The sequence below is a fragment of the Gillisella vitis genome (assembly GCF_021559775.1).
Lineage (GTDB): Bacteria > Pseudomonadota > Alphaproteobacteria > Rhizobiales > Rhizobiaceae > Allorhizobium > Allorhizobium ampelinum.
The window spans coordinates 656,499-682,718 of record NZ_CP056048.1; the positions used below are offsets into that span (position 1 = coordinate 656,499).

Sequence of the window (26,220 nt, forward strand, 5' to 3'; positions counted from 1 at the left end):
GCAGGCTCCCTTTTCTTCAATCCAGCGGAAAATGACAGGCGACCTTGCGCTCTGCCGAGACAGGCGTCAGCGGTGGCCGCAGGTCGCGGCAGATATCCTTCGCATAAGGACAGCGGGTGGAAAACTTGCAGCCGCCCGGCGGATTGAGGGGGCTTGGAATCTCGCCCGTCAGCAGGATGCGTTCGCGCTTGTCACGCTTATGCGGCTGCGGAATGGCCGACAGTAGCGCCTGTGTGTAGGGATGGCTGGGATTGGCATAGAGCGCATCCGTGTCGCCGATCTCAACGATGGAGCCGAGATACATCACCGCCACCCGCGTTGACACCTGCCGCACCACGGCGAGATCATGGGCGATGAATACATAGGTGAGGTCGAGCTTTTCGCGCAAATCGCTGAACAGATTGACGATCTGCGCCTGCACGGAAACATCGAGCGCCGAGACCGGCTCGTCGGCAACAATCATCTTCGGCTCGACCGCCAGGGCCCGGGCAATGCCGATCCGCTGGCGCTGGCCGCCGGAAAACTCATGCGGATAGCGGTCGAGATATTCGCGCCGGAGCCCGACGAGATCCATCAGTTCGGCCAACCGGTCCTCGATAGCGGCACCCTCGCGGATCTTGTGAACCTTCAGCACTTCGCTCAGTACATCGCGCACCTTGCGGCGCGGATTGAGCGAGGCGGAGGGGTCCTGGAAGATCATCTGCATCTTGCGCCGCACCGATTTCAGCGTCTTGCCGTCCACCTTGGTAATGTCTTGTCCGTCGAAGGTCAGCGATCCGCCGCTGACATCGTAAAGGCGGGTCAGGCACCGCCCGAGCGTCGATTTGCCGGAGCCGGATTCGCCAACCAGGCCCAGCGTTTCCGTGGGATAGACGTCGAGGCTGATGCCTTCGACGGCGCGCAGCAGTTTGCCGGAGCCGGGACGCATGGTCTTGCCGACAGTGAAACTCTTGGTGAGATCCTGTGTCGAGAGCAGGGGCGTGGTGTGAGATGTTTCGCTCATGCCAGGGTCTCCAGCGGCAGGATGTCTTGGCGAAGGGCCTCACGCTCCGGCCCTTCCAGCACGCAGAGCGCTGATTGTTCTCCCATGCGCCGCAATGGCGGATGTGCTGCGCAGCCCTCCCGCGCAAACATACAGCGCGGTGCAAATCCACAGCCCTCCGTCAGGCTGTCTGGAGTGGGCGGCATGCCGGGAATGGATTTCAACCGCTTCAGGCGCGGCCCGGTCAAAGGCGGTATCGAAGCCATCAGGCCCCAGCTATACGGATGCATCGGTGTCGAGAAGATCTGGTCGGTTGTGCCGCGCTCAACGATGCGGCCCGCATACATCACCGCCACCCGGTCGGCGACTTCGGCGACCACACCCATGTCATGGGTGATGAGAATGATCGCCGAGCCGAAATCCTTGCGCAAACGGATCAACAGGTCGAGCACCTGTGCCTGAACGGTAACGTCCAGTGCCGTTGTCGGCTCGTCGGCCACCAGCAGCGCCGGGCTACAGGAGAGCGCCATGGCAATGACGACGCGCTGGCGCATGCCGCCGGAGAGCTGATGCGGATAGCGGTCCACCGCTTCACCTGGATTGGACAGGCCGACTTCGCCCAACAGTTCGATGGCCCGCAGCCGTGCCGCCCGAGCCGAGATCGGCTCATGGGCGCGGATCTGTTCGGCGATCTGCCAGCCCACTGATTTCACCGGGTTCAGCGCCGTCATCGGGTCCTGGGAAATCAGGCCGATCTGCTTGCCGCGAATGCGCCGCATCTGGCTCGCCGACATCTCCAGAATGCGCTGGCCGCGAAAGGTGACGGTGCCGTCCACCCGCGTGGTCTTGCGGTCATGCAGGCCGAGCAGCGACAACAGCGTCACTGATTTGCCGGAGCCGGATTCGCCGACGATAGACAGGATTTCGCCTTCGCGCACGGCGAAGGACACATCGCGCACGGCCCGCACATAGCCGCGATCGGTGGCGAAGGAGACACTGAGACCGTTAACGTCGAGCAGCAGGGGTTTTTCTACTTGGGTCATCTCAATTCCCCCGCACGCGCGGATCGATCAGCACATAGACGACATCAACCAGGGCATTGGCGATGACGACGAAGAAGGAGGCGTAGATCACAGTGCCAAGGATCATCGGCAGGTCGAGATTGAGCAGGGCCTGATAGGTCAGGCGTCCGACGCCGTTCAGCCCGAACACCACTTCCGTCAGCAGTGCCGAGCCGCCGACCAATGCGCCAAAATCCAGCCCGAACATGGTGACGAACGGAATGAGTGAGGTGCGGAGCGCATGGTGCAGCATGACGCGCGACGGGCTAAGACCCTTGGCCCGGGCAGTGCGGATGAAATCTTCCTGATAGGATTCGACCAGCGTTGCCCGCAGCACCCGGCCATAGATGCCGATATAAAGTGCGGCCAATGTACACCACGGGATAATCAGCGTCTTGAACCATCCGGCGGGATCGGTGAATAACGGCTTGTAGCCAAGCGATGGCACCCAGGAGAAAAAGATCGTGTCGTGGAATCGGTTCTGGGAGATGAGGTTCATCACCTCGCCCAGCCAGTAGACCGGCATGGAAACACCGATCAGCGCCAGCACCATCAACCCGCGGTCGAGCGCCGTATCGCGGGCCATGGCGGCAATCACCCCGACCGCGATACCGCCGATCACCCAGAGCACGGCGGCGCCGAATACCAGCGACAGGGTCACGGGGGCGGCCGCCGTTACTTGCGGCACGACTTTCATGCCGCGGTTGACGAAGGAGGCGAGATCCTGGGTGATGAACAGCCGTTTCATCATGATGCCGTATTGCACCGGCAGCGGCCGGTCGAAGCCGAACTCCTTGCGGATCGCCTGCACGGTTTCCGGCGAGGCATTGCGTCCGGCAATGCGGGCGGCAGGATCGGCGCCGGGCGTGGCGAAAAAGATCAGGAACACCAGCGCCGAAATGCCGAACAGCACGAAGATCATCTGGGCGAAACGTTGAATGAGGGCGTAAATCATCGGGCGGCTCCTCAAATCACTTTGGTGCGCGGGTCGAGCGCATCGCGCACGCTGTCACCCAGCACGTTGAGCGCCAGCACGCAGAGCACAATGGCAATGCCCGGCGCCAGGGCCACCAGCGGGCGGGTGTAAAGCAGTCCCTGGCCATCCTGGATGATCGTGCCCCAGCTGGCATCCGGGGCCTGTACGCCGATGGAGAGGAAGGACAGCGAGGATTCGGTGATGATGTTCAGCGCCATCATCAGCGGAATGAAAACGATCAGCGTGGTCGAGACATTCGGCAAGATGTCCTTCAACAGGATACGCCATTTGGGAATGCCAAGGCCGATGGCGGCCAGCACGAATTCGCTGTTTTTGAGCGAAAGCACCCGCCCGCGCACCGGACGCGCCACGTAAGGCACGTAGATAATGCCGATAATGCCGATGGGCAGCAGCAGGCTGCTGGAATTGATCTCGATGGGGCCGATGGTAATGCCTTGCGAAATCAGCACGATGGACAGTGAAATGGCCAGAAGATAGACCGGGAAAGCCCAGAGAATGTCGAGAATGCGCGACAGGACCATATCGGTGACGCCGCCGAAGAAGCCAGCCGAAATCCCGACGATTGCGGCCAGCACCAGACAGATCAAGGTTGATGATGCGGATATCAGTAGCGAATTGCGTCCGCCATAGAGCAGGCGGGCAGCAATATCGCGGCCCTGGCTGTCGGCCCCAAGGAAGTACGGGCCTTTGAGGGTTGGCCCAATGGGGGTAACGCCAAGGCCAAGGCCTTCGGTAGACGCCTGCATGACCTTCACCCGCTGACCGTCGATTGTCACCCTGCCGCTAAGATTGGAGCGGAACGGGTCGGTGCCCGAGATCATCGAGGCATAGAGCGGGGCGGCGAGGCTGGAGGCGATGATGACCAGCAGCACGAGCGCGGCGGCAATGGCCGATTTATCCCTTCGAAGCAACCGCCAGGCACGGTGCCACGGGCTGGCGCCACCGGCTTTTCTGGGGGCCTGCGGTTCAGGCTCTCGATTGGATTGGGCATGGCTGGCCATGCCTTCCGACACATCGTTCATCTGCGCTTCTCTTCAAGCTTGCTCATGGAGGAAATGGAGGGAGAAGGCTTTTTAAGTAAAAGACTTCTCCCCAACCCTCCCCAAAAGGGGAGGGCTTTTTTACGCTTCGCCCGTCAGTATGCCTGCCCTTTACTTGACCCAGGATTGCGAGATCACCCAGCGGTTCTGCTTGTTGAACAGGTAGTTGCCTAGCCGTGCCGAGGTGAAGTTGACGCTCTTTGGCGTGAACAATGGCGCGAGCGGTGCCTGTTCCATGAAGGCTTTGTCGATTTTGGCCCAATTGGCGTCAGCCGCTTTCGGGTCCTTTATGGAGAGGGCCATCGTGTCCTGCATCTGCTTGTCCAGTTCCTTGTTGCAGTAACCGGCGATGTTGATGGAGGAATCGCTGCCCGGATGGATGCTGTCGCAGGACAGCAGCACGTTGATGAAGTCGGACGCGGCTGGATAATCCATGTACCACTGCGTGACGCTGATCTGGACGTTGTTGTTGGTGTTCTGGATATAGGTGAACTCGATATTCGGCGAGATCGCTTTCAGTGAGGCGTCATAGCCCAGCTCGTTCAACAGGCTTTGCACATAGGTGCCGATGCCGCGGCCTACCGCATTATCCTCGGCAATGATCGTCACTTTCTGGCCAGCTGTGCCGCTTTCCTTGATCAGCGCCTTGGCCTTGTCCATATCAGGCTCGCTCCAGCTTTCGCCGGGGTTCTTGGTATAGAGGCAATTGGGAGCATAGCCGGGGAAATCCGGCGGCAGGATCTGGCAGGTTGGGGAGGCCAGCGCATCGCCGCCGAACAGTCCAACCAGCGCGTCGCGGTCGAGCGCATAGTTTACCGCTTGGCGCACCTTGATATTGTTGAATGGTGCCAGATTGGTGTTCATCGGCAGGTACCAGAAGGCGGCCAGCGGATCGATATGCATCTGCTTGGCATATTTCGAGCCCAGTTCAGGAAGACGGTCGGCGGGCGGCGTGTCGAACATCCAGTCTACCTGACCGTTCTGGATGGCGTTGATCGTGGCTTCCTCGGTCATGCCGAACTGATAGACGATCTCGTCGGCATAGCCATCCGGCTGGGCATCGACGCTCCATTCCTTGAAATGCGGATTGCGCTTCAGCACCATCTTTTCATTCGGGTTGTAGCTGGCAATCATATAGGGGCCGGTGGCAGGCAGGGCCGTCGTGCCAGCGTCCTTGGCGGGCGTATCTGCGGGCAGGATGCTGGCATGTGGCACGGCCATCTTGTCGAAGAATTCCGAATCCGCCTGGGTCAGGTGAATGGTCACGGTACCCGCCGCGTCATCGGCAACCACGCCACCTTCAAGCGTGCAGTTTGCTGCATCGGCAATGCATTTATCTGCGCCGACAATGCCGTTGTAAAAGCTGCCGGTGGTGGGGCCATTGACCTTGAAGATGCGCTGGAAGGAGGCAGCCACATCCGATGGCTTCAACTCCTGCCCGGTCGAGAACATGATGCCCTTGCGGATCTTGAACACATAGGTTTTGCCATCGTCCTGCGGCTCGGGAATGGCTTCTGCCACATCAGGCACGATCTTGAAGCCCTCAGTGCCGGCGGCCTGCTTGAACTTGACCAAGCCGTCATTGGTCATCTGCAACACCTGCCAGTATTGGCCGGTATAGTTGATGGCGGGGTCAATGGTGCCTGCTGCCGAAACGGCGGAAAGCACCATGGTGCCGCCGCGATGCTGGGCCATCAGCGCCGCCCGGTCCTCTGCATAGGAGAGGCCGGAAAGTGCGGTCTGGGCGAGAAGGCAGGTTGCGAGAAATGTGCCTGCCTTGCAGGACAAGGCTTTGGTCGATCTGGTCATGGAGTTCATTCCCTCTGGTTCTTATTGGGTTGTGTTCATTCTGGCGGCTCTTGTCGGGGCCGTTATCAGGGCGCTTTCTGGTCAAGGAAGGCGCTGACTTCCGCCATACAGGCATCGCGCTCTTCCACATGCGGCATGTGGCTGGACTGTTCGAAAATCCGCCAGCGCACATCGGGGATCTCGTCTGCGAAGGGCTGCACGCAGGCTTCGGTCGCCTCGTCGAACCGGCCGGAAATCAGCAGGGTCGGGACATTGATGGTCGAGAGCCGACCCTCAATTGTCCAGTCCTTCATGGTGCCGATAACGTGGAATTCATTGGGGCCGTTCATCGTGTGATAAACAGTCGGATCGGCGGCAATCGCATCAAAGGTGCGCTGCACTTCTGCTGGCATCGGCACGACGCGGCAGACATGGCGCTGGTTGAAGACATCGGTGGCCTTCATATAGTCTTCGCTATCAGTGGTTTCCGCCTGTTCGTGCGCCAGCAATGTCGCCTGCACGTCAGCAGGTAACGCTTCACGCAGCCGATTTGCTTCTGAGACCCAGGTGCGCAGCGAGGCGGGCGAATTGGCGATCACCAGAGCTTTCAGCCCTTCGGGCTGGTCCACGGCAAATTCAGCGCCGAGCATGCCGCCCCAGGATTGACCGAGCAGGCAATAGGCGCCGCGAATGCCCAGATGGTCGATCAGATTGTGCAGTTCGGCCTTGAAGAACGCAACGGTCCAGAAGTCGCCGCCCTTGTCGGGCAAATGGGTGGATTTGCCATTGCCGACCTGGTCGTAATGAATGACGGCGCGGCCCGTTGCGGCGATGTCCTTGAAACTGTCGACATAGTCATGGGTGCAGCCGGGACCGCCATGCGCCACGATCAACGGCGGCTTGCCGGAGGTGAGATCGCCGGTGACCCGGTACCAGGTCTGATACTCGCCGTAGGGGGCGAAACCTTCAATACTCGACACGCAAAAACTCCTTATGGACTGCAATTCTGTTTCAGTTGGATTTCGGGATGGGAAGCTCGCCGATATGCCGGTCATTGCGGCAGATGGCCTCCGCGGCATCCTCGATTGTCATGCCCCAGTCCATCGCCACCATGCGCAATCTGCGCCAGGCCTCAGCCTCGGTGCAGGCACCCTGCCGCAGCAATTCCAGCACGGCATGCACAACGACCGGCCTTTGACGGACCCGGTTTTCCAGACTGCGGATGTCATCTGCTTGGCTGCGGGCTGCCTGATAGGCATGGGCGGCGATCAAAAGGGCGCTATAGGCACCGGTAGAGCCGACCGGTTTTAGGAGATGGGCATTGGAGCCTTGCGACAGCGCCCATTCGATCCGCCCCGGGGTTTCCGAGCCGATCAGCGCGACCATCGGCATTGGCGCAAAGCCGGCTGGCCAGGGAAATTGACCGTCATGGCCCATGTCGGCGTCGAAAAACACGATATCAGCCCCGGCATGGCTCTCATCCAGCTGCGGCCAAGCAATTGTTACCCGGATATGCAGGAGTTCGAGCTGGCGTTGCAGCGCATCGACGGAAGGATGCGGACGGTGCAGGATGATCGCATGCCAATTGGCAAGCAGGGGACGATCTGGCCGCTTCATTTGATCACCTTCAGCGACGGTGAGGTCTGAGGTTTAGGGGCGGGCGGGGTGTCTTCCATTCGCTTTGGCTGGCTGCGCACCAGATAGGGATCAGCCTCGATGGGCGCCGTCGCACTCTGAAACAGCGTGAAGGAACCATCGTGGTCCGAAAGCGCGATATGCGGGCGAAGCGCGGCGTGCTGGGTGCGGGGGTCGATTTTCAATGGCCCAAGCGGGGTGCGAAACAGCCGGTTCGTGGCGGCATGGCGCACGGCCTCCGGCATGTCGCTGCCCACATCGGCAATGGCCTGTGCCAGGACCATGACAGCGGTATAGGCAGAAACGAAAGGTGTGGTCAGGCGGCGATCCTGCCCATGGCGCCGTGCGATTCCTGCCTTGAACTCCTGGTTTTCCTCGGTTTCCAATCCCTGAAAATAGACAGATGTGGTAATGTGGCCGATCCGGGCGGATGGCTCCAGACCGGCGAGATCCGTTTCGCAGAGATTGCAGGCGGTGACGGGACAGTGTTCTGGGCCGAAATCTGGATCTTCGCGCCGCAGGGCGTCATAGGCTGCCAGAAAGGCGGCTGCCGATTGGCCGACGAGATTGCTCAGGATGAAATCGGGCCGCTTTTGACGGATTTCGGCAATCAGGTGATCAACCTGGGTCGAGCCGAGCGGCATATACCGGTCGGCGACCACCTGGCCGCCGCTGGCCTCGGTCAGTTCCCGGGCGATCCGGCTGACTTCCCAGCCCCAGATATAATTGGACCCGACAATGAAAGGCTGCCGACCGAACCGTGGCAGGACATGCGCAAACAGCGGCAGAAGGTGCTGGTTGGGACAGGCACCCAGATAAAGCGCGCTGTCGCTTGCTTCATAGCCTTCATAGGGAAAGGCATACCAGAGCAGGGCTCCGGACCGTTCGACCACCGGCAGGACTTCCTTGCGGCTCCAGGATGTGATGGCGCCGATGATATGCTTGCAGCCATCGTCGCGGGTGGCCGCTTCCGCCATCAGTCCATAGCGCTCGGCATTACCACCGGGATCAGCCAGTTTCGCCTCGATTTGAACAGCAAATGCCGCATCGCTATTGATCTGCGCAATGGCCGCCATCGCCCCGTCGACGGCTTCCCGACCGAGTGCTGCATAGGGCCCGGTGGTCGAGAACAGGATCGAAATCGGAACGGTCATCCTTGTCATGCAGTCTCTCTGGTCATGCGATTTTCTCTGACAGTCAAAATCGCGCATAAAAAAAGCCCCGGCCCGTCCGTGAAGACGAGTGGCGGGGCGTGTTTGCCTTCGGCATCAAAGCCATGTGATCGGCGACAATGACGATAAATGGTGTCCTGTCGCCAGTTTGCCCCTAAATCCGTGTGGATTATCGGAAGCTCACTTGCAGGCTATGCCCAGGTTAAAATATAGTCAACAGGAATTTTCGCCCATTTAATAGGCTTTAATGGTTGCGCGCTTGTGTCTTCTGCAACGACCGCGCTTAACGGAGCGACAGGGCCAATATGGGAAAAACATCACCCCAGACGGGACTTGGAAGGCATGGAGAAATCTGGCAATTCTGCTGCGGCGGGGATGAACGGGCATGCAGATAAAAGCACTGATCTATTTCGATGAACTGGTGCGAACCCGCTCGATGCGGGCTGCTGCCGAGCGTCTGAATGTGCAGCCGACTGCCTTTGCCCGACAGATCGACCAGCTGGAGCATTACTTCGGGACGGTGCTGATCGAGCGATCGAGCCGGGGCATCCAGTTGACGGCGGCGGGCGAGCTGCTGGCGGCAAGAGCGGGCAAGACATTGCGGGAGCTGAACCATGTTCACCAGCTGATCGACGATCTCCAGGGCTTGAAGCGCGGCCATGTCACTATCCACGCAAACGGTGCGACGGTTGCCAATTTGCTGGCACCGGCTCTGGCCGATTTCAGCCTGGTCTATCCCAATATCCGGTTTTCGGTGACCATTTCCAGCGCTGGTCAGGCGATGGAGGCCTTATCGAGTGCCAAGGCGGACATGGCTGTTACCCTGTTTTCCGAGCCTGATCCGGGCATAAGGGTGCGAGCACGGGCGCAAATCATTTATGATGTCATCGCCGCCAGCCATCATCCGGCAGCGCACTTGGCGGAAATGACCATCACCGAGCTTGCCCGCTTTCCACTGGCGGTGCCGGATGGGTCCTTTGGTGCACGCCGCGCCTTCGATGCCTGGTTTTCCAAGGCCGGTCTGGAGCTTGATCCGGTCTTTGTGACGGGATCGCTGGAAATGCAGCGGGAACTGGTCTTGCGCGGTGCCGCCCTGACATTGCTACCAGCCCAGACGGTGGCGCGTGAACGCCGGTCTGGAGAACTGGTGGTAATCCCGATTGCCGGTGGGGCGGGTATCCGCACACCCATCGATCTTTGCGTCGCCGGTGACCGGCAATTGTCGTTTGCCGCTTCAAAGCTGGTGGATGCGGTTGAGCGGTTCATGCGCGAGCAGATGGGGAAATGAAGACATGCGTGTAGCGTTTTGCGCTCCACGCAGAACACAAAAAACCGCATTGTGTGGTTGCTTGCGAAATGACAGTATTTTCGGCAATGACGCCACCCGTGGTAAACACGGAAAAACGAGCGTTCACGAAGGGGAATTTGACGATGGTTCATGCACGCTTTTTCAAGCCGGGCACTTTGCGTCGCATCGCGTTGATGACGCTGGCGGCGACGACGGTCTGTTTTGTCGGCCCCGGCCTGGCGACGGCGGCCCAAAGGACGTTGACACTCGGCATGAATATCGAGCCGACCGGGCTTGATCCGACGGTGGCAGCCCCCGTGGCCATCGGCCAGGTGACCTGGCAGAATATTTTTGAAGGGCTGGTTGCCATCGACCGTGACGGCAAGATCGTGCCGCAGCTGGCGAAAAGCTGGGAGATCTCCCCCGACGGTCTCACCTACACATTCAAGCTCCAGGAGGGCGTGACGTTCCACGATGGTGAGGCGTTTGATTCCTCCGTGGCGAAATTCACGCTCGACCGGGCGCGTGGCCCGGACTCGACCAATGGCCAGAAACGGTTTTTCAGCGCCATCGACAGTATCGAGACGCCGGACAAGGCAACGCTGGTCTTGAAACTGAAGGAACCAGCGGGCTCGCTGCTCTACTGGCTGGGCTGGCCCGCCTCCGTGATGGTGGCCCCGAAAAGTGCTGCTGACGACAAGACCAATCCCATCGGCACAGGCCCGTTCAAATTCGTCAGCTGGACCAAGGGCGACCGGGTGGAGCTTGCCGCCAACCCTGATTACTGGAACAAGCAGGTGAAGCTTGGCCTCGACAAGGTGGTGTTCCGCTTCATTCCCGATGCTCAGGCCCAGGCGGCGGCGCTGAAATCCGGCGGCGTCGATGCCTTTCCAGAGTTCAGCGCGCCGGAACTGATGGACAGTTTCAAGGACGACGCCAAGCTTGCGACTGTGGTCGGCAATACCGAGTTGAAGGTCGTGGCGGGCATGAACAACACCCGCAAGCCATTCAACGACAAGCGTGTGCGCCAGGCGTTGATGATGGCAATTGATCGTTCGACGCTGGTGGAAGGCGCCTGGTCCGGCTACGGCACTGTGATCGGCAGCCATTATACGCCGAACGATCCGGGTTATATCGATACCACCAAGGTTCTGCCCTATAACCCGGAAAAGGCCAAGGCGCTTCTGGAGGAAGCGGGTTATCCGAATGGGTTCAGCTTCACCATCAAGACCCCGCAAATGACCTATGCGCCACGCAGCGCCGAAATCATGCAGGCCATGCTGGCCGAAATTGGCGTGACGATGACGATAGAGCCCACCGAGTTTCCGGGAAAATGGGTGTCGGACGTGTTCAAGGGGACGGATTACGACATGACCATCGTTGCTCACGCCGAGCCAATGGATATCGATATCTATGCCCGCGACCCCTATTATTTCAACTATAAGAACCCGGTCTTCAACGAGACGATCAAGAAAATCCAGGCCACATCCGATCCGGCGGCCCAGGCCACGCTCTACGGTCAGGCGCAGCAGATTCTTGCCGAAGATGTGCCAGCGCTCTATCTGTTCGTCATGCCGAAGCTTGGCGTGTGGAACAAGAAAATCAAGGGCTTGTGGGAAAACGAACCGATCCCCGCCAATGTTTTGTCACAGGTGTATTGGGAGGATTGATCCTGATCGGCGATGACCTGAAACGGCCATCGCCTCCCGATGCAAGAGCACGTGAGATTGACTGTTTCGTCCTAGCACGGAGCGGGCCCGAAAAATCCGTGCGGAAGGAAAACCAGAGATGCTTGCCCTTATTCTCAGGCGGCTGGGCGGCCTTGTCCTGACACTGGCTGCCGTGTCCATCCTGATCTTTATCTTGATGGATGTGTTACCTGGCGACCCCGCCGCCGTCATGTTAGGCACCTCGGCAAGCCCCGATACGCTGGCGGCGCTGCGCCATGAACTTGGCCTCGATCAACCGCTGGCGATCCGCTATCTGCACTGGTTGGCAGGTGCCGTGACGGGGGATTTGGGTCAGTCCTATACCTACGGCGTGCCGGTGGCTGGCCTGATCGGCGAGCGCCTCACCGTTACGCTGCCTTTGGCGGTGATGGCGATCCTTTTGTCCATGGCAATCGCCATCCCGATGGGTGTGGCCTCGGCCTCCCGACGCAATAGCGGCTTTGATTATACGGCTGGCTTTCTGTCGCAACTGTTCATCGCCGTTCCGGGTTTCTGGGTTGGTCTGCTGCTGGTGCTCGGCTTCTCCATAGGGCTTGGCTGGATGCCGGCTGGTGGCTTTGCCGGGTGGCAGGCAGGGGTCGGCCCGGCGCTGCTGTCGCTAACCCTGCCGGCCATAGCACTGGCGCTGCCGCAGGCAGGCGTATTGACCCGCGTGACCCGCTCGGCGGTGCTTGAGGTGATGAACGAGGATTTCGTCCGCACCGCCCGCGCCAAGGGCCTGACACGACGGGCGGCTTTGTGGCGTCATGCGGTGCCGAATGCGCTGGTGCCTGTCATGACCATTCTTGGCCTGCAATTCACCTTCCTGATCGCCGGGGCCATCCTGATTGAAAATGTCTTCAACCTGCCGGGTCTGGGGCGGCTTGCCTATCAGGCGCTGAACCAGCGCGACATTATCGTCATGCAGGATGTTGTGCTGTTCTTTGCGGGCCTGGTCATCATCATGAATTTCCTTGTCGATCTCTCTTATCTCGTACTGGACCCAAGATTGCGGGGCAGGGGCAAATGACCACAACCGTGACAACCTCAAAACCGTCTAGCGGAAGGGTGACCCGTCTTTTTCTTCGCCCGACATTGCTGATCGGCGGGCTGATTATAATCCTGCTGGTGGCGATCGCACTGCTGTCGCTGGTCTGGACACCGTTGCCGCCAACCCGGATGCAAATCATCTACAAGCTGAAACCGCCGCTGGTGCATGGCCTATTGGGAACCGACCAGCTGGGCCGCGACCTGACCTCGATGCTGATGGTCGGCGCCTGGAATTCCCTGACGACAGCCATGGCGGCTGTGGTGCTTGGCGCAGGCGTCGGCACGCTGTTCGGCGTCACGGTTGCGGCGCGGCGCGGCATGGTCGAGGCGCTGACCATGCGGATCAACGATGTCATTTTCGCCATTCCGCCGATCCTGTCGGCTATGATGCTCGGCGCGCTGCTCGGCACTGGGCGGTTTACCGCCATTATCGCCATCGCCGTGTTCATGGTGCCGGTTTTTGCCCGCGTTACCGCCAGTGCGGCCCTCCAGGTCTGGTCGCGGGATTATGTGCTGGCGGCGCGCGCCGCAGGTAAGGGTCAGGTGCTGATCACCATCGAACATGTCCTGCCCAATATTGCCAGCCAGATCATCGTACAGGTCGCCATCCAGCTTGGCCTGGCCATTCTGACCGAGGCGGGCTTGAGCTTTCTTGGTCTCGGCATGCCGCCACCGGCGCCGACCTGGGGGCGGATGCTGGCCGATTCCCAGACCTATCTGGCTGCCGCGCCCTGGCTTGCTATCCTGCCGGGCCTTGCCATCGCGCTCACCGTGCTCGGCTTCAACATGCTGGGCGATGGGCTGCGCGATCTTCTCGACCCGCGTGAAAAGGGGCGTTCATGAGCGAACAACCATTGCTCTCCATTCGAGACCTGTCCATTGCGGTTGATCTCCCCGATGGCCGTTCCATGCCCATTATCGATGACCTGAGTTTTGATCTGCGAGCTGGCGAAACGCTTGGCATTGTCGGTGAAAGCGGATCGGGAAAATCACTGGCATCGCTCGCGGTTATTGGCCTCTTGCCACGCGTTGCGCGCCCGGCTGGCCAGATCCTGCTTGACGGAGAGGACCTGTTGAGCGCCAGCGAAGATCGGCTGTGCAAGGTCCGTGGCAACCGGATTGGCATGATCTTCCAGGAGCCGCTGACGGCACTCAATCCGGCGATGACCATTGGCGACCAGATCGCCGAAGGCCTGGTCTGGCATCGTGGCCTCAGCTGGCGGCAGGCGCGCCGCGAGGCGGTGGTGCTTCTCGATCAGGTCCGCATTCCCGACGCAAAGCGCCGGGCCGGGACCTATCCGCATGAAATGTCGGGCGGCCAGCGCCAGCGCGTCGGCATCGCCATTGCACTGGCACTGAAACCGGCGCTGATGATCGCCGATGAGCCGACCACGGCGCTTGATGTGACGGTCCAGGCCGAAGTGCTGGATATTCTCGATGATCTGGTGCGCGAATACCGGATGGCGTTGATCCTCGTCAGCCATGATCTCGGCGTCATCGCCCGCATGTGCGACCGAACCCTGGTTCTCTATGCCGGAAGACGGATGGAGGAAGGTCCAACCCGCGATGTTCTGACCGCCCCGCTCAATCCTTATACGCGGGGCCTGCTCTCCGCTGTGCCTAAGCGGGTGCCTGGAAAGGATGGCGAGCAAGGCAGGCTTGTCACCATTCCCGGCACGGTTCCGGGGTTTGCGCAGCTGCCTGAAGGCTGCTGCTTTTCCGACCGCTGCCCTGATGTGATGACGGAATGTCGTCTCACTGCGCCGGGTTGGTCGAGGCAGGGCGAGGATCGCCGTGTGCGCTGTCTGCGCGCTGAGCAAGGGGAGATCCGCGGATGACCGGAACCAGCCTTCTCGATATCCGCATGCTTGCCCGCGACTATACCAGCCGTCCGCTGTTCGGGAAGCCGCATACCAGCCGGGCGCTGGATGAGGTGTCGCTGACGGTTGGGCGCGGCGAGATCTATGGCATTGTCGGTGAAAGCGGTTGTGGAAAATCCACCCTTGCCCGGCTGGTGATGGCGCTCGACCGTCCAACGTCGGGCCATGTCCTGTTTGACGGCGACGATCTGTTTTCACTGTCGCCAGAAGCGCTGAAGCGCAAGCGGCAAGCTTTCCAGATGGTGTTTCAGGACCCGTTCGGCTCTCTCGATCCGCGCCAGACCATCGGGCGGATTATCGCTGAACCCTTGCATGTGCTGTCGCCAAGGCCGGGTAAGGCAGCAATCGGCGAGAAAGTTGCCGCGATGCTGGAAAGCGTCGGCTTGCAGGCAGGTCATGTGCAGCGCTATCCGCATGAGTTTTCCGGCGGCCAGCGTCAGCGGATCGCCATTGCCCGCGCCCTGATCACCGAACCGAAACTTGTCGTGGCCGATGAGGCGGTCTCGGCGCTCGATCTCTCGGTGCAGGGGCAGGTCCTCAACTTGTTGATGGATCTGCGCCGCACACGCGGGGTCAGCTTTCTGTTCATCACCCATAATCTGGCGGTGGTTGATTGTATCGCTGATCGGGTCGGGGTGATGTATCGCGGCAAGCTGGTGGAGCAGGGACCGGCCCATGCGGTCTTCGAGCAGCCCCTGCACCCCTATACGAAAATTCTGGCCGATGCCGAGCCAAGCGTTCACCGTTTCGGCAAGCCGCAAAAGCCTGCCCCTCTGCCTGATATCAGCGGCAATCCCGATATTGGCTGCGCGTTCCGCGCTCGCTGTCCACTGGCGCAGACACGCTGCACCATGGAACAGCCAGCGCTGCGCGAGATCATGCCTGGACGCGAGGCGGCCTGCCACCGCGCCGAGGTGATGGCCGGGACTGACACCTTCATCCGATAAAAGACCAAAGATATAGAAAGCCAGGAATGACCGATCTTGTTGATTTGACCATCCGGGAGCTGATTGCCGGTTTCAGCGCCAAGACCCTGTCGCCGGAAGACTATTGGAACGCCGTTGAGGCTCGGATCGACGCTTTCGAGCCCTCGGTTCAGGCGCTTTACCTCTATGACCCTGAAAGTGCCGGCACCCAGGCCCGCGCCTCGACGGATCGTTGGCAGCGCGGCGCGGCCCTCGGCCCGCTCGACGGCATTCCCGTCTCGCTGAAGGAGTTAATCGCCACGAAAGGCCAGCCGGTGCCGCTTGGCACTGCCGCCGTTGATCTCGTGCCTGCTGCGGCAGACGCGCCGATTGCGGCACGGATGCGCGAAGACGGTGCGGTGATTTTCGCCAAGACCACCTGCCCGGATTATGGAATGTTGTCTTCGGGCCTGTCGAGTTTTCATCCGCTCAGCTGCAATCCCTGGGATTTGAGCCAAAACCCCGGCGGCTCCAGTGCCGGTGCGGCAGCGGCAGGGGCTGCCGGGTTCGGCCCGCTGCATATCGGCACCGATATTGGCGGCTCTGTGCGCCTGCCAGCCGGATGGACCGGGCTGTTCGGCTTTAAGCCCAGCCATGGCCGCATCCCTGTTGATCCGTATTATGTCGGGCGTTGCGCCGGGCCGATGACCCGTTGCGTTGATGATGCCGCCTATTCGATGATGACACTGGCGCGCCCGGATTGGCGTGACGGGACCAGTCTTCCCCCAGAAGAAATCAACTGGCTGGACGAGGCTATCGATATCAGCGGCATGAAAATCGGCCTCATGCTGGATGCCGGCTGCGGTCTTGCAGCCGAGGGGGAGGTGCGCGAGGCAATTATTGCCGCCGCCAAGCGGTTCGAGGCGGCAGGGGCCGAGGTTTTCGAGGTTGGCCCGGTGATGAACCGCGCCATGCTGGATGGGCTGGATGTGTTCTGGCGAGCAAAATTCTGGGGTGATATTGCCGCCCTCAGCACGGAAAAGCGCCAGATGATCCTGCCTTATATCTATGAATGGGCCGAGGGCGGTGCCAATGTCAGTGGCGTCGATGCGGTCAAGGGCTTTGGCCAAACCATCGAGATGCGTAAGACCTGCGGCGCCCTGTTTACCCGCGTCGATGCGGTTCTGTCGCCGGTCAATCCTGTCGTTTCCTACCCGGCGGAATGGGCCTCGCCGACCAATGATCCGCAGAAGCCTTTCGAGCATATTGCCTTCACGGTGCCGTGGAACATGTCGGAACAGCCTGCGGCATCGATCAATTGCGGCTTTTCAAGCAGCGGCATGCCGATTGGCTTGCAGATCGTCGGTCCACGGTTTGCTGATCTGACCGTGCTGAAACTGTCGAAACTGTTTGAAAGCTGGACCGGGCGGATCAGCACTTGGCCGCAGCCGCCACGGTCTTGAGGGGCTTATTGAGGCTCAAAGGCTGGCGATATAGGCCCGCCAGCCGCCGAGATGGGTAATGTCCTCAGCGCCTTCGACCGCCGAAGGCTCTACCAAGAAGCCCTTGGCGCTCGATCCGTCATCCAGGAAAACCGTGCCGATACACATCGGCGAGGGAATCATGTTGACGAACTGGCCGAAGCCAGCGGGCGTCAACTGCCAGATTTCCACGGCAATCGCGGCACCTTGCTCGACCCGGACCAGGCCAGGCTTGGGCGGTGTCTGGTTGGGTAGGGCAAACAGCTTGTAGCTGGCCGATGTTGTACCTGCCCGCAGGAACCTGGCGTTGAGGCTGGTCAGTTGGTGATTGAGCGGCATGTCGGACAGATGCGCGCCGACGACGATGACAGGGATCAGGCCCTCCGCCTTTTCCACTGGCCTTTCAGGTGCTTGCGGCAGCGGCCATCCGGTGGCACCAATGGTGGTGCCAAGGCGGCTGTGCAAGGCTGAACCCAGTGCTGCGGTCAGGCCATCGGCACCGGAGGGTGCCAGCAACGTGACGCTTGAAGGCAGGCCATCGCCACGCTTGCCTGTTGGCACGGCAATGCCGCACATGTCCAGAAGATTGACGAAATTGGTATAGGTGCCGAGGCGTGAATTGGCCTTGATCGGCTCTTCTTGCAGATCGGCCAGTGTGTAATGGGTTGGGGCTGTCGGCACGCAGATCACATCGACGGAGGAGATCACCGGCACCAACTGCTGCTTCAGCGCTTGCAGGCGGTACATGCCGGAAAACGCATCGGCGGCAGTCAGGGTTTTCGCCGCGCTGTAGATCGTGTGCGTCACCGGATGGAAGCTTTCGGGCTTCGCATCGAAAAAGTCTTTGACCGCCGCATAGCGCTCGGCCACCCAGGCGCCTTCATAGAGCAGGTTTGCGACCTCGTAAAAGCCGGAAAACGGCAGGTCCACGAGCGTGTGGCCCATGGCCGAAAGCTCCGCCAGCGCTTTTTCGAAACTTGCTTCCATAAGGCTGTCGCCGAAGAATTCGCGGTCGGCCTTGGCGGGAACGCCAATGCGCAGGACTGGCGCGGACGCCAACGCATGGCCCACCGGCATGGGGCGGGAATAGGCGTCCGTTACGTCGAGTTTTGCAGCGACGGTGAAGACCTTGTGGGCATCTTCCACCGTCAGTGCGAAGATCGATACGCAATCGAGGGTGCGGCAGGCGGGGATGACGCCGGTGGCCGACAGCGCCCCGACCGAGGGCTTTAGCCCGACAATATTGTTCAACCCGGCTGGAATGCGGCCAGAGCCTGCCGTATCGGTGCCGAGCGCGAAGCTGACAATGCCCTGCGCCGTCGCCACAGCCGAACCGGAACTGGAGCCGCCGGGGACCAGTTTGGGATCGATTGCGTTGCGGGGAATGGCATGGGGCGTGCGTACGCCGACCAGGCCAGTGGCGAACTGGTCCAGATTGGTCTTGCCGATCACCAAGGCACCGGCTTCTTTCAACAGGCGCACCACAGTTGAATCGGTTTCGGGCGTATAGGCATAGTCCGGGCAGGCGGCGGTGGTTGGCAGGCCCGCGACATCGATATTGTCCTTGACGGCAAAAGGAATGCCCCAGAGCGGCTTTGTCTCCGGTGAAAAAGCGCCGAGCGCCTGCGCTTGCTCCAGCAAGACCGCCTTGTCGGCAAGCTTAAGGAAAATGCCGGGATCGTTGATGGCGGCGATGCGGGAAAATACCTCTTCGATCATCTCCTGTGGTGTCCAGCCAGAGGCATAGGCGGCGTGAAGCGATGCAATATCAAAAGCTTGAGAAAATGCCATGGATCAATTTTCCAATAGTGTTACGGGGCGATCCCATTGGATCAGGACGGTGCAGCCATCAATGCTCCACACAGAATGTTCGGTGCCTGCCGCATTGACGATATAGGAGCCGGTGCCGTAGGTGCCTGTCTCGTCCGACTGGCTGCCTTCCAACACCAGAATGGTTTCCAGCCCCTCGTGGCGGTGGCGAGGAACCGAGGCTCCGGCCTGATAGGCGAGAAGCGCGACGCCGGGCTGGTCACCCTCAAAGTGGCGGATCCAGTGAATGGTCACACCCTTGCGGAACGGCTCATAGGGCAGGCTTTTCCAGCCACCTAAAAGCATATGGTCACGGGTCGTTTCAGCCATGGGCAAGCGCCTCCAGAAAGGGGTCGAGATGGGCGGTCCAGCCGACAATGCCGCCTTGGGCGCGGATCATCTCCAGGGTTGATTGTTTGAAGGCCGGGAAATAGCTGGCGGTGGCTTCTTCAATCAGCAGGCAGTCATAGCCCCGGTCATTGGCTTCGCGCATCGTGGTCTGCACGCAGACCTCGGTGGTGACACCGGCAAAGATCAACTGGGTAATGCCGCGCGCTGTAAGCTCTTCACCGAGAGTGGTAGCATAGAACGCACCCTTGCCGGGCTTTTCGATCACCAACTCGCCGTCAACAGGCGCTAGCTCCGGCAGAATGCCGGTGCCGTATTCCCCTGAAATCAGGATGCGGCCCATCGGTCCGGGATCACCGATCCGCAGGGTAGGATTGCCGCGATTGCGCTTGGCATCCGGCAGGTCGGAGAGATCGGGCCTGTGGCATTCCATCGTGTGGATCACGGTAAGACCGTGGGCGCGGGCCGCCTCCAGCAAGCGTTTCACATCCGGCACGATGGCGCTGACGAGGCTGACATCATTGCCAAGTGTTTCGCCAAAGCCGCCCGGCTCGGTGAAATCGCGCTGCATGTCGATGATGACAATCGCCGCCTGGTCCAGCTTCAATGGGAAGGCGAAGGGTTGGGCCTTGATATCCACCATCATGCATGTCCTGCCATATGGGCGCCGATCACGGCAATGTCGGCGCCGCGCGCCGGGGTCTCATAAACCAGCCTGCCATCCGACATCACGACAATGCGGTCGGACATTTCCATCAACTCGTCCAGATCCTCGGAAAACAGCAGCACGGCGCTGCCATTGTTGCGCGCTTTCATGATCCGGGCGCGGATTTCGGCGACGGCGGAGAAATCCAGACCAAAGCATGGATTGGAGACAACCAGCAGATCGACATCGCCGGTCAGCTCCCGCGCCAGCACAGCGCGCTGCACATTGCCGCCGGACAGCGAGGCAATCGGCGAGGCGGGCGAGGCCGTCTTGATCTTGAAATCGGCAATCAACCGCCCGGCTGTCTCGCGCATCGCCTTGGCATTCAGCCAGAACCGGGTCTTTCCCTCGGCATCCACATCGAAATCGCGAAAATTCAGGTTCTCAGCCACCGACATTCTCGGCGCGCAGGCATTCAGCAGCGGTTCTTCCGGGATGAAGCGGACATTGGCGGCCCGCGTTTCCTGACGGGTGGCCGTATAAGGCCGGTCCTTGACGGTGATATCGCCCGCCTCGGCAGGCCGTTGCCCAGCCAGCACTTCGGCCAGTTCCTTTTGACCATTGCCGGAAATGCCGGCAATCCCGACGATTTCGCCAGCTCGGACTTTGAGATCATCGACCTCGATGCTCTTCAAGCCACTGCGATCACGGGTTTTCATACCCCGGATCGACAGGATGGAAGGGCTTTCTTCCACGACCGGCAAACGGCTGTCCAGCTCGGCCAGTTTGACATCGCCGATCATCATTGCCGCCATGTCCTGCGTTGTCAGGTCTGCTGTGCGGCCCGAGCCAACCAGCTTGCCACGCCGCAGCACTGACACCGAATCGGCGAATTTTTGCACCTCGTGGAATTTGTGGGAAATCATCAGCACGGTCAGCGCCCCACGCTCGGTCATGCCCCGCACCAGGCCCAGCATGTCATCCGCCTCGGCGGGGGTCAGCACCGATGTCGGCTCGTCAAGGATCAGGAACCGGCGTCCGAGATAGAGTTGCTTGATAATTTCCAGCTTCTGCTTTTCACCCGCCGACAATTCCCGCACCGGGCGCTCCAGCGGAATCTGGAAGGGCATGGTTGCCATGAAATCGTTGAGCGCCTGACGCTCTCGCCGCCAGTTGATCATTGCAGGCACGGCATTACGGCTGATGACCAGATTTTCCGCTCCGGTCAGCGACGGCACCAGCGTGAAATGCTGGTAGACCATGCCAAGCCCTAGCGCTGCCGCATCGCGGGGCGAGGCGATTTCCACTTCCCGGTCTTCGACCAGCAATTGGCCTGAGGTCTGGCGGTAAAAGCCCATGATGCATTTGACCAGAGTCGATTTTCCTGCACCGTTTTCGCCCAGCAAGGCGTGGAATGAACCGGCCTGAACCTTGATGGAGACGGCATCGAGGGCGGTGAAGCTGCCGAACCGCATGGTCATGGCGGCGGTTTCAATGCCTATGGCACTTTCGTGCGGCTTCATATCACGTCCTCCCGCTCGACAATAATTGCCACCGGCCCACCGCCGGGCGGTCCCTGATGTTCGGCTCCACCAGACACATACAGGTCCGTTTCGCCGAACACGCCCGCCAACACGCCGCCGACAAAGGCGCGGGCATGGCGGGTGCCGGAAATGTCGCTATCCTCGAGCATGGTGTGGCGCTTGCCCCGCACGGTGCCGCGCGGATCTGGTTCGGCCTTGGCCAGCACGGCGCTCAGTTTTCCAAGCGGCATGTCGGACCAGGCGGCCCGCACGCTCGGCGCATCCATGGCGTCGAACATCACCGTATGCGTCATGGCAAATGGCCCGCTCCAATGATCGCTCATGCCGAGAACGATGATTTCGTGATCGGTCAGTTCAACACCAGCCGAGGTGGAGGCGCGGGCGGAATAGAGGTCCAGCGTGCGGCAGATGTCGGTGTCCTTGATGTCGTCCATGTCAAGCTCGCCCAGCGCCACAGCCACACCTAGCGCCGAGGCGCCACGTGAATAACCCATGGATTTCAGCGTCTCGGCAATAACCGTGCGTTTGCCACGCGCCTGGGCTTCCGCTACGCGCGCCGAGGTTAGCAGCGGGCATTTGATCTGAACGAAATGCACATCCGCCGGATCGTCGATCCCGGCATCGGCCATGGCAGTGCGTACGCCCTGGGCGACCAGATCCACCTGTTCCTTGCGGCCCAGATGTTCCGGCAGAAGCGAGGCGGTGCGGGCAACGCCGATGGCGAGCGAGCGGTTGGGCGCTGCCTCCACCCGTTCGCGGGTGAAAATCGTCCAATGCGGCGAGAGCGCCCCTTCCGTGCCGCCGGACATGACGATGGAAACGCCTGTCACGCCGTGGCGGGCAAACAGCTGTTCAAATGTGGCTGTGGCAAAGCCACGGGTGAAATCGTTGACGCAGCCATTGCCCTCGGTCTTGCCCAGCACCGCGACGATACTGTGCGGATCGAGGCCACCAGCAATCAGCGCTTCAACACCGGATATGTCATCCGGGGCAGCGGCGGCAACGCGGTAAACCGAGGCGCGGAAACATGTGGTCACGGCAGTGCCTCGATCAGGTCTTTCGAATTGGAGACTGCGCCGAACACGCCGCCCTGCATCGTCACCATCTTGATGGCGGCGAGGTGATTGCCGTAGTCAGTCGCGCCGCAGCAATCTTCCAGCAACAGGCATTCAAAGCCGCGGTCATTGGCCTCGCGCATCGTGGTGTGCACACAGACATCGGTGGTGATGCCGGTCAGGATGATATTCTGGATACGCTTCTGATTGAGGATCAGTTCGAGATCGGTGGCGCAGAAAGAGCCTTTGCCGGGCTTGTCGATAATGGTTTCACCGTCCAGCGGAGCCAGTTCCTCGATAATGTTCCAGCCCGGCTCGCCGCGCACCAGAATGCGACCGCAGGGGCCGGGATCGCCGATCCCGGACTTGATGCGTTGCGAGCGCCAGCGTTTGTTGGCGGGCAGGTCGGCGAGGTCAGGGCGATGGCCTTCGCGGGTATGGATGATGTGGTAGCCCTTGGCCCGCATCGCTGCCAGCACCGCCTTGATCGGCTCGATCGGCGCGCGCACCAGCGACAGATCATAGCCCATATGATCGACATAACCGCCGGGGCCGCAGAAATCGGTCTGCATGTCGATGATGATGAGTGCGGTATTATCCGGACGCCAATCGCCGTTATAGGGCCAGGGATAGGGATCGGCGGCAAGCGTGTGAAGTTTTGTCTCTGTGGACATATCGATGATGGCTCCTATTCGGCGGCGGATTTGGCAGGCTTGCCGTAGAGGCGAGTGGGTTTTTCAAAGCCGCAGGCTGTGCCGTCGGTGATCTTCACCTCGTCTTCCCAGGGCAGGCGATAGCGGCCTGCTGCCAGGTCTTGCATGTAAGTGTAGGGCGCATCCTGCGCGCCGCCAGCGACTGCGACATAGCCGCGATGGCCCAACTGGTAGATGTTGTTTTCCACGCCCCAGCCCAGCCGCGCCTCGCGCACCAGATCGGGCCGGACTTCGGCGGTGATGATCTCGTTGACGCGGCCTGATGTGCCATGGGCGATGATCGAGCCGTCGAAATTGCAGATCATCCCTTCGCCCATGCTGTCGAATGTGCCGTCCGACCCGCACATGCAGACATTGGCAGTCACCATTAGATTGCAGAAGGCGTTGGACTGGTTGGTGAAGCGCCAGGATTCGCGGATCGGTGCGGTATAGCCCGCCGTGCGGATCATGATTTCTGCGCCCTTATAGGCGCATTCCCTCGCCATTTCCGGGAACATGCCGTCGTGGCAGATAATCAGCGCCAGCTTTGCGCCCTTCGGCCCGTCGATGACGGGAATGCCGAGATCGCCCGGCTCCCATGGCTCGACTGGCACCCACGGATGCATCTTGCGGTAATAGAGCTTCAGCGCGCCGGTATCGTCGATGATGATGCCGGAATTATAGGGCATGCCACCGGGATTGTATTCCATGATCGAGAAACAGCCCCAGATGCGGTTCTGTTTGCAGGCAGCCTTGAAGGCGGCTACTTCAGGGCCATCCATCCGGCACATGATCTCGGGGTTGATGTCCATCGACAGGCCGTGCAGGGCATATTCGGGAAACACCACCAGATCCATGCCTGTCTGGTTGCGCCGGGCTTTGCCGACCAGATCGACGATCACCTGGGTCTGGCGGGCCAGATCTTCCGGCGTCACGGTGACGGGAAGTTGTAGCTGCACGAGGCCAATGCCGACGCCGTGTTCCGATTTGTTCAATCCGCCCAATCCGTTCATGGGAACCTCCTGTGCTTTATTTCGTCAAGGAAAGCGCCGCCGGTGCGCCGGACAGCGCCCGTGTCGGTGACGATGTGATGATGAGAATGATCAGGGTCAGCACATAGGGTGCGGCGTAAAACAGATAATAGCCCTCGCTAACGCCGACCGATTGCAACGCCGGGCCGAGCGCACCAGCCCCGCCAAACAGCAGGGACGCCAGCACGCAACCGAGTGGGTTCCAGCGGGCGAAAATCACCAGCGCCACCGCCATCAGGCCTTGGCCGGACGAAATCCGCTCGTTCCACGAACCGGGATAAAACAGCGACAGATAGGCGCCGCCCACCGCTGCCAACGCCCCGCCTGCCATGGTTGCCAGCAGGCGCACGGTGTCGGGGTTGATGCCCATGGCACGCGCCGCATCCGAACTGTCGCCTACCACCCGCAGGATCAGGCCGATCCGGGTATTCTTCAGCGCCCACCAGAGTACCAGTGCCAGCACAAGACCGATGATAAACAGGATGTTGACGGTCAATGCCGCCTGGATTTGCGGCAGATGCGACCAGAAGCCGAGCGAAATCACCGGCAGTTTCGGGGCGACCGGCTGGATGAACGGCTTGCCGAAGAAGAAGGCGAGGCCCAGCCCGAACTGCATCATCGCAATGCCGATGGCGATGTCGTTGACCTTTGGAAACTTGCAGATAAAGCCATGCAGCAGGCCAAACAGCGATCCGGCCACCATGGCAGCCGCCACGCCAGCCCAGGGCGAACCGGTTATGACAGCCACGGCATAGGCGGCCATGGCACCGAACACCAATGTGCCTTCAAGACCGAGATTGATGCGGCCCGACCGTTCCGTCAGGGTTTCGCCAAGGCTGACGAAGATGAAGGGGGTGGAGACACGGATGGCACCAGCCAATATCGCCAGCGGCACGCCCCAGAGGCCAAGTGCGCTATCGTCCATCATTGGGCTCCTTTCGCGGCGTCCGGCTGTTTCCAAAGCTCGGGATTAAAGATGCGGAACCGGCCATACAGCGTTTCGCAAAACAGGATGACCACGAACAGCGTGCCTTGAAGCACAAGCACGGTGGCATCCGGCAGGCCCATGCGGCGCTGGATCAAGCCGCCGGACGCGGTGATGCCGCCGAGGAAGATCGCGACGGGAATGATCGCCAGCGGATTTTGCCGGGCGAGGAAAGCGACGAGAATGCCGGTATAGCCATAGCCCGCCACCAGCGCGCCATTGGCGCTGCCCTGAACAGCGGCCACCTCGATCATCCCGGCAAGACCGGCAAAACCGCCGGCCAGCGCGGTGAAGCCGACGATCAACCTGCCAACTGGCAAGCCCTGGATCTGGGCGGCGCGCATATTGCCGCCAGCGATCCGGGCCGCAAAACCGATGCTGGTCCATTCGATAACGATATAGGAGAGAATACAGGCGATGACGCCGACCGCCAGCCCCCAATGCACGTCCATGCCGGGGATCTTGCCGATCATGTCGGCGGCGGGCAGGGGCAGGGTCGAGGGCTTGTTAAGGCTGGCCGGATCGCGCAGCGGACCTTCGATCAGGTGGTTCATCAGCGCGATGGCGATATAGGCCAGCAGCAGCGAGGAGATGGTTTCATTGACGCCGCGATAATGTTTCAACGCCCCGGCAAAGCCGATCCACACACCGCCCGCCAGCATGGCGCAAAGCCCCATGACAAGCCAAAGAGCAGGGGGACTAAAGCCCGGCGCGAGTGGTACGGCAATGGCCGCCGCCGCCAGGCCGCCCAGCACCAGCGCGCCCTCCGCGCCAATGATTGTCAGGCCGAGCCGGGCGGGAAGCGCCACGCAGAGTGCGGTCAGCAGCAGCGGGGCTGCCCGGCTAAGGGCATTTTGCAGAGAAAACCACGAGCCGAAGCCGCCCGCAAACATCAGCTGAAACAGTTGCAGTGGCGATTTGCCGATGGCGGTGATGAACAGGCTGAACAGGCAAAGCCCGATCAGCACGGCCAGCAGCGTGATGGCCACCGGCTCGGCGCGGCGGGCCAGCCATTCCACCACCGGACGCAGCGCGTGGCGCCCCGCAGACTTGGGTTGCAAGCCATGCGGCAGGTGTGTCCGGCTCTCAGGTGTCGTGGTCATGGCCCGCGCCTCCATTGGT

Annotated in this window: 24 protein-coding genes; 7 read left to right on the forward strand and 17 right to left on the reverse strand. The window is 60.8% G+C overall.

The genetic code is table 11. The annotated features are described in order from the left end of the window. Nucleotides 1–16: 16 nt before the first annotated feature. The 8 genes from AVCG78_RS19970 to AVCG78_RS20005 all read right to left on the reverse strand — a co-directional run bounded on the left by AVCG78_RS19970 (nt 17) and on the right by AVCG78_RS20005 (nt 8,666). Nucleotides 17–1,003, reverse strand: a complete 987-nt coding sequence (locus tag AVCG78_RS19970; protein ID WP_071204038.1) for an ABC transporter ATP-binding protein — start codon at nt 1,001–1,003, stop codon at nt 17–19. Further along, the gene (locus AVCG78_RS19975; RefSeq protein WP_071204040.1) at nt 1,000–2,025 is read right to left on the reverse strand and encodes an ABC transporter ATP-binding protein; all 1,026 of its coding nucleotides are present in this window, start codon (nt 2,023–2,025) and stop codon (nt 1,000–1,002) included. Before AVCG78_RS19975 ends, AVCG78_RS19970 begins: the two co-directional genes overlap by 4 nt. Nucleotide 2,026: 1 nt before the next feature. After that, nucleotides 2,027–2,998 carry an ABC transporter permease gene (locus AVCG78_RS19980; RefSeq protein WP_071204043.1) on the reverse strand — a complete coding sequence of 324 codons (972 nt, stop codon included), beginning with the start codon at nt 2,996–2,998 and terminating at the stop codon, nt 2,027–2,029. Nucleotides 2,999–3,009: 11 nt separating this feature from the next. Next, nucleotides 3,010–4,041 carry an ABC transporter permease gene (locus AVCG78_RS19985; RefSeq protein WP_174089748.1) on the reverse strand — a complete coding sequence of 344 codons (1,032 nt, stop codon included), beginning with the start codon at nt 4,039–4,041 and terminating at the stop codon, nt 3,010–3,012. A 150-nt stretch (nt 4,042–4,191) separates the two neighbouring features. After that, on the reverse strand, nt 4,192–5,889 hold the full coding sequence (locus AVCG78_RS19990) for an ABC transporter substrate-binding protein (RefSeq protein ID WP_071204177.1): 1,698 nt from the start codon (nt 5,887–5,889) through the stop codon (nt 4,192–4,194). A 65-nt stretch (nt 5,890–5,954) separates the two neighbouring features. Further along, the gene (locus AVCG78_RS19995) at nt 5,955–6,848 is read right to left on the reverse strand and encodes a proline iminopeptidase-family hydrolase (protein ID WP_071204046.1); all 894 of its coding nucleotides are present in this window, start codon (nt 6,846–6,848) and stop codon (nt 5,955–5,957) included. 31 nt (nt 6,849–6,879) lie between these two features. Next, nucleotides 6,880–7,485, reverse strand: coding sequence for an ANTAR domain-containing response regulator (locus AVCG78_RS20000; protein ID WP_071204048.1), 606 nt, complete (start codon nt 7,483–7,485; stop codon nt 6,880–6,882). Next, nucleotides 7,482–8,666, reverse strand: a complete 1,185-nt coding sequence (locus AVCG78_RS20005) for a transporter substrate-binding protein (protein ID WP_071204050.1) — start codon at nt 8,664–8,666, stop codon at nt 7,482–7,484. Before AVCG78_RS20005 ends, AVCG78_RS20000 begins: the two co-directional genes overlap by 4 nt. 394 nt (nt 8,667–9,060) lie before the next feature. On the opposite strand from AVCG78_RS20005, the gene AVCG78_RS20010 reads away from it, so the two are divergent. From AVCG78_RS20010 to AVCG78_RS20040, 7 genes are all read left to right on the forward strand, one after another. After that, nucleotides 9,061–9,963 carry a LysR family transcriptional regulator gene (locus tag AVCG78_RS20010; protein ID WP_071204052.1) on the forward strand — a complete coding sequence of 301 codons (903 nt, stop codon included), beginning with the start codon at nt 9,061–9,063 and terminating at the stop codon, nt 9,961–9,963. 194 nt (nt 9,964–10,157) lie between these two features. Then, the gene (locus tag AVCG78_RS20015; protein WP_234665043.1) at nt 10,158–11,633 is read left to right on the forward strand and encodes an ABC transporter substrate-binding protein; all 1,476 of its coding nucleotides are present in this window, start codon (nt 10,158–10,160) and stop codon (nt 11,631–11,633) included. A 118-nt stretch (nt 11,634–11,751) separates the two neighbouring features. Then, entirely contained in the window at nt 11,752–12,702 is a 951-nt protein-coding gene (locus tag AVCG78_RS20020; protein WP_071204055.1) for an ABC transporter permease, read from the forward strand. Continuing rightward, on the forward strand, nt 12,699–13,565 hold the full coding sequence (locus AVCG78_RS20025; RefSeq protein ID WP_071584425.1) for an ABC transporter permease: 867 nt from the start codon (nt 12,699–12,701) through the stop codon (nt 13,563–13,565). Before AVCG78_RS20020 ends, AVCG78_RS20025 begins: the two co-directional genes overlap by 4 nt. Then, nucleotides 13,562–14,560 (forward strand): ABC transporter ATP-binding protein, encoded by a 999-nt coding sequence (locus AVCG78_RS20030; RefSeq protein ID WP_071204059.1) that lies wholly within the window; start codon nt 13,562–13,564, stop codon nt 14,558–14,560. The genes AVCG78_RS20025 and AVCG78_RS20030 overlap by 4 nt, the downstream gene beginning before the upstream one ends. Then, nucleotides 14,557–15,549 carry an ABC transporter ATP-binding protein gene (locus AVCG78_RS20035; protein WP_071204061.1) on the forward strand — a complete coding sequence of 331 codons (993 nt, stop codon included), beginning with the start codon at nt 14,557–14,559 and terminating at the stop codon, nt 15,547–15,549. The genes AVCG78_RS20030 and AVCG78_RS20035 overlap by 4 nt, the downstream gene beginning before the upstream one ends. A gap of 26 nt (nt 15,550–15,575) precedes the next feature. Further along, on the forward strand, nt 15,576–16,970 hold the full coding sequence (locus AVCG78_RS20040; RefSeq protein ID WP_071204063.1) for an amidase: 1,395 nt from the start codon (nt 15,576–15,578) through the stop codon (nt 16,968–16,970). A gap of 15 nt (nt 16,971–16,985) precedes the next feature. Here the strand turns inward: AVCG78_RS20040 and atzF are convergent, their stop codons facing one another. The 9 genes from atzF to AVCG78_RS20085 are packed head-to-tail and all read right to left on the reverse strand — an operon-like array spanning nt 16,986 to nt 26,201. Further along, nucleotides 16,986–18,779 (reverse strand): allophanate hydrolase, encoded by a 1,794-nt coding sequence (gene atzF, locus AVCG78_RS20045; RefSeq protein ID WP_071204065.1) that lies wholly within the window; start codon nt 18,777–18,779, stop codon nt 16,986–16,988. 3 nt (nt 18,780–18,782) lie between these two features. Continuing rightward, nucleotides 18,783–19,127, reverse strand: coding sequence for a cupin domain-containing protein (locus AVCG78_RS20050; RefSeq protein ID WP_071204066.1), 345 nt, complete (start codon nt 19,125–19,127; stop codon nt 18,783–18,785). Further along, nucleotides 19,120–19,788 (reverse strand): cysteine hydrolase family protein, encoded by a 669-nt coding sequence (locus AVCG78_RS20055; RefSeq protein ID WP_071204179.1) that lies wholly within the window; start codon nt 19,786–19,788, stop codon nt 19,120–19,122. The genes AVCG78_RS20050 and AVCG78_RS20055 overlap by 8 nt, the downstream gene beginning before the upstream one ends. Next, the gene (locus AVCG78_RS20060) at nt 19,788–21,314 is read right to left on the reverse strand and encodes an ABC transporter ATP-binding protein (protein ID WP_156582608.1); all 1,527 of its coding nucleotides are present in this window, start codon (nt 21,312–21,314) and stop codon (nt 19,788–19,790) included. Before AVCG78_RS20060 ends, AVCG78_RS20055 begins: the two co-directional genes overlap by 1 nt. After that, a complete protein-coding gene (gene atzD, locus AVCG78_RS20065; protein ID WP_071204070.1) occupies nt 21,311–22,372 on the reverse strand; it encodes a cyanuric acid amidohydrolase in 1,062 nt (353 codons plus the stop codon). The genes AVCG78_RS20060 and atzD overlap by 4 nt, the downstream gene beginning before the upstream one ends. Further along, the gene (gene biuH, locus AVCG78_RS20070; RefSeq protein WP_139191379.1) at nt 22,369–23,064 is read right to left on the reverse strand and encodes a biuret amidohydrolase; all 696 of its coding nucleotides are present in this window, start codon (nt 23,062–23,064) and stop codon (nt 22,369–22,371) included. Before biuH ends, atzD begins: the two co-directional genes overlap by 4 nt. A 14-nt stretch (nt 23,065–23,078) precedes the next feature. Continuing rightward, complete coding sequence (locus AVCG78_RS20075; protein WP_071204074.1) at nt 23,079–24,095, reverse strand: formamidase; 1,017 nt, start codon at nt 24,093–24,095, stop codon at nt 23,079–23,081. A gap of 16 nt (nt 24,096–24,111) precedes the next feature. Further along, nucleotides 24,112–25,038: an ABC transporter permease gene (locus AVCG78_RS20080; RefSeq protein ID WP_071204076.1), complete on the reverse strand. Its 927-nt coding sequence runs from the start codon at nt 25,036–25,038 to the stop codon at nt 24,112–24,114. Continuing rightward, nucleotides 25,038–26,201, reverse strand: a complete 1,164-nt coding sequence (locus tag AVCG78_RS20085) for an ABC transporter permease (RefSeq protein ID WP_234665035.1) — start codon at nt 26,199–26,201, stop codon at nt 25,038–25,040. The genes AVCG78_RS20080 and AVCG78_RS20085 overlap by 1 nt, the downstream gene beginning before the upstream one ends. Nucleotides 26,202–26,220: the final 19 nt, after the last annotated feature.

Excerpts from the sequence above, each read along its gene's own strand:
- AVCG78_RS19970 (WP_071204038.1), bottom strand. The coding sequence starts at position 1,003 with ATGAGCGAAACATCTCACACCACGCCCCTGCTCTCGACACAGGATCTC.
- AVCG78_RS19975 (WP_071204040.1), bottom strand. The coding sequence starts at position 2,025 with ATGACCCAAGTAGAAAAACCCCTGCTGCTCGACGTTAACGGTCTCAGT.
- AVCG78_RS19980 (WP_071204043.1), bottom strand. The coding sequence starts at position 2,998 with ATGATTTACGCCCTCATTCAACGTTTCGCCCAGATGATCTTCGTGCTG.
- AVCG78_RS19985 (WP_174089748.1), bottom strand. The coding sequence starts at position 4,041 with ATGGCCAGCCATGCCCAATCCAATCGAGAGCCTGAACCGCAGGCCCCC.
- AVCG78_RS19990 (WP_071204177.1), bottom strand. The coding sequence starts at position 5,889 with ATGACCAGATCGACCAAAGCCTTGTCCTGCAAGGCAGGCACATTTCTC.
- AVCG78_RS20000 (WP_071204048.1), bottom strand. The coding sequence starts at position 7,485 with ATGAAGCGGCCAGATCGTCCCCTGCTTGCCAATTGGCATGCGATCATC.
- AVCG78_RS20005 (WP_071204050.1), bottom strand. The coding sequence starts at position 8,666 with ATGACAAGGATGACCGTTCCGATTTCGATCCTGTTCTCGACCACCGGG.
- AVCG78_RS20010 (WP_071204052.1), top strand. The coding sequence starts at position 9,061 with ATGCAGATAAAAGCACTGATCTATTTCGATGAACTGGTGCGAACCCGC.
- AVCG78_RS20015 (WP_234665043.1), top strand. The coding sequence starts at position 10,158 with ATGACGCTGGCGGCGACGACGGTCTGTTTTGTCGGCCCCGGCCTGGCG.
- AVCG78_RS20020 (WP_071204055.1), top strand. The coding sequence starts at position 11,752 with ATGCTTGCCCTTATTCTCAGGCGGCTGGGCGGCCTTGTCCTGACACTG.
- AVCG78_RS20025 (WP_071584425.1), top strand. The coding sequence starts at position 12,699 with ATGACCACAACCGTGACAACCTCAAAACCGTCTAGCGGAAGGGTGACC.
- AVCG78_RS20030 (WP_071204059.1), top strand. The coding sequence starts at position 13,562 with ATGAGCGAACAACCATTGCTCTCCATTCGAGACCTGTCCATTGCGGTT.
- AVCG78_RS20035 (WP_071204061.1), top strand. The coding sequence starts at position 14,557 with ATGACCGGAACCAGCCTTCTCGATATCCGCATGCTTGCCCGCGACTAT.
- AVCG78_RS20040 (WP_071204063.1), top strand. The coding sequence starts at position 15,576 with ATGACCGATCTTGTTGATTTGACCATCCGGGAGCTGATTGCCGGTTTC.
- atzF (WP_071204065.1), bottom strand. The coding sequence starts at position 18,779 with ATGGCATTTTCTCAAGCTTTTGATATTGCATCGCTTCACGCCGCCTAT.
- AVCG78_RS20050 (WP_071204066.1), bottom strand. The coding sequence starts at position 19,127 with ATGGCTGAAACGACCCGTGACCATATGCTTTTAGGTGGCTGGAAAAGC.
- AVCG78_RS20055 (WP_071204179.1), bottom strand. The coding sequence starts at position 19,788 with ATGGTGGATATCAAGGCCCAACCCTTCGCCTTCCCATTGAAGCTGGAC.
- AVCG78_RS20060 (WP_156582608.1), bottom strand. The coding sequence starts at position 21,314 with ATGAAGCCGCACGAAAGTGCCATAGGCATTGAAACCGCCGCCATGACC.
- biuH (WP_139191379.1), bottom strand. The coding sequence starts at position 23,064 with ATGTCCACAGAGACAAAACTTCACACGCTTGCCGCCGATCCCTATCCC.
- AVCG78_RS20075 (WP_071204074.1), bottom strand. The coding sequence starts at position 24,095 with ATGAACGGATTGGGCGGATTGAACAAATCGGAACACGGCGTCGGCATT.
- AVCG78_RS20080 (WP_071204076.1), bottom strand. The coding sequence starts at position 25,038 with ATGGACGATAGCGCACTTGGCCTCTGGGGCGTGCCGCTGGCGATATTG.
- AVCG78_RS20085 (WP_234665035.1), bottom strand. The coding sequence starts at position 26,201 with ATGACCACGACACCTGAGAGCCGGACACACCTGCCGCATGGCTTGCAA.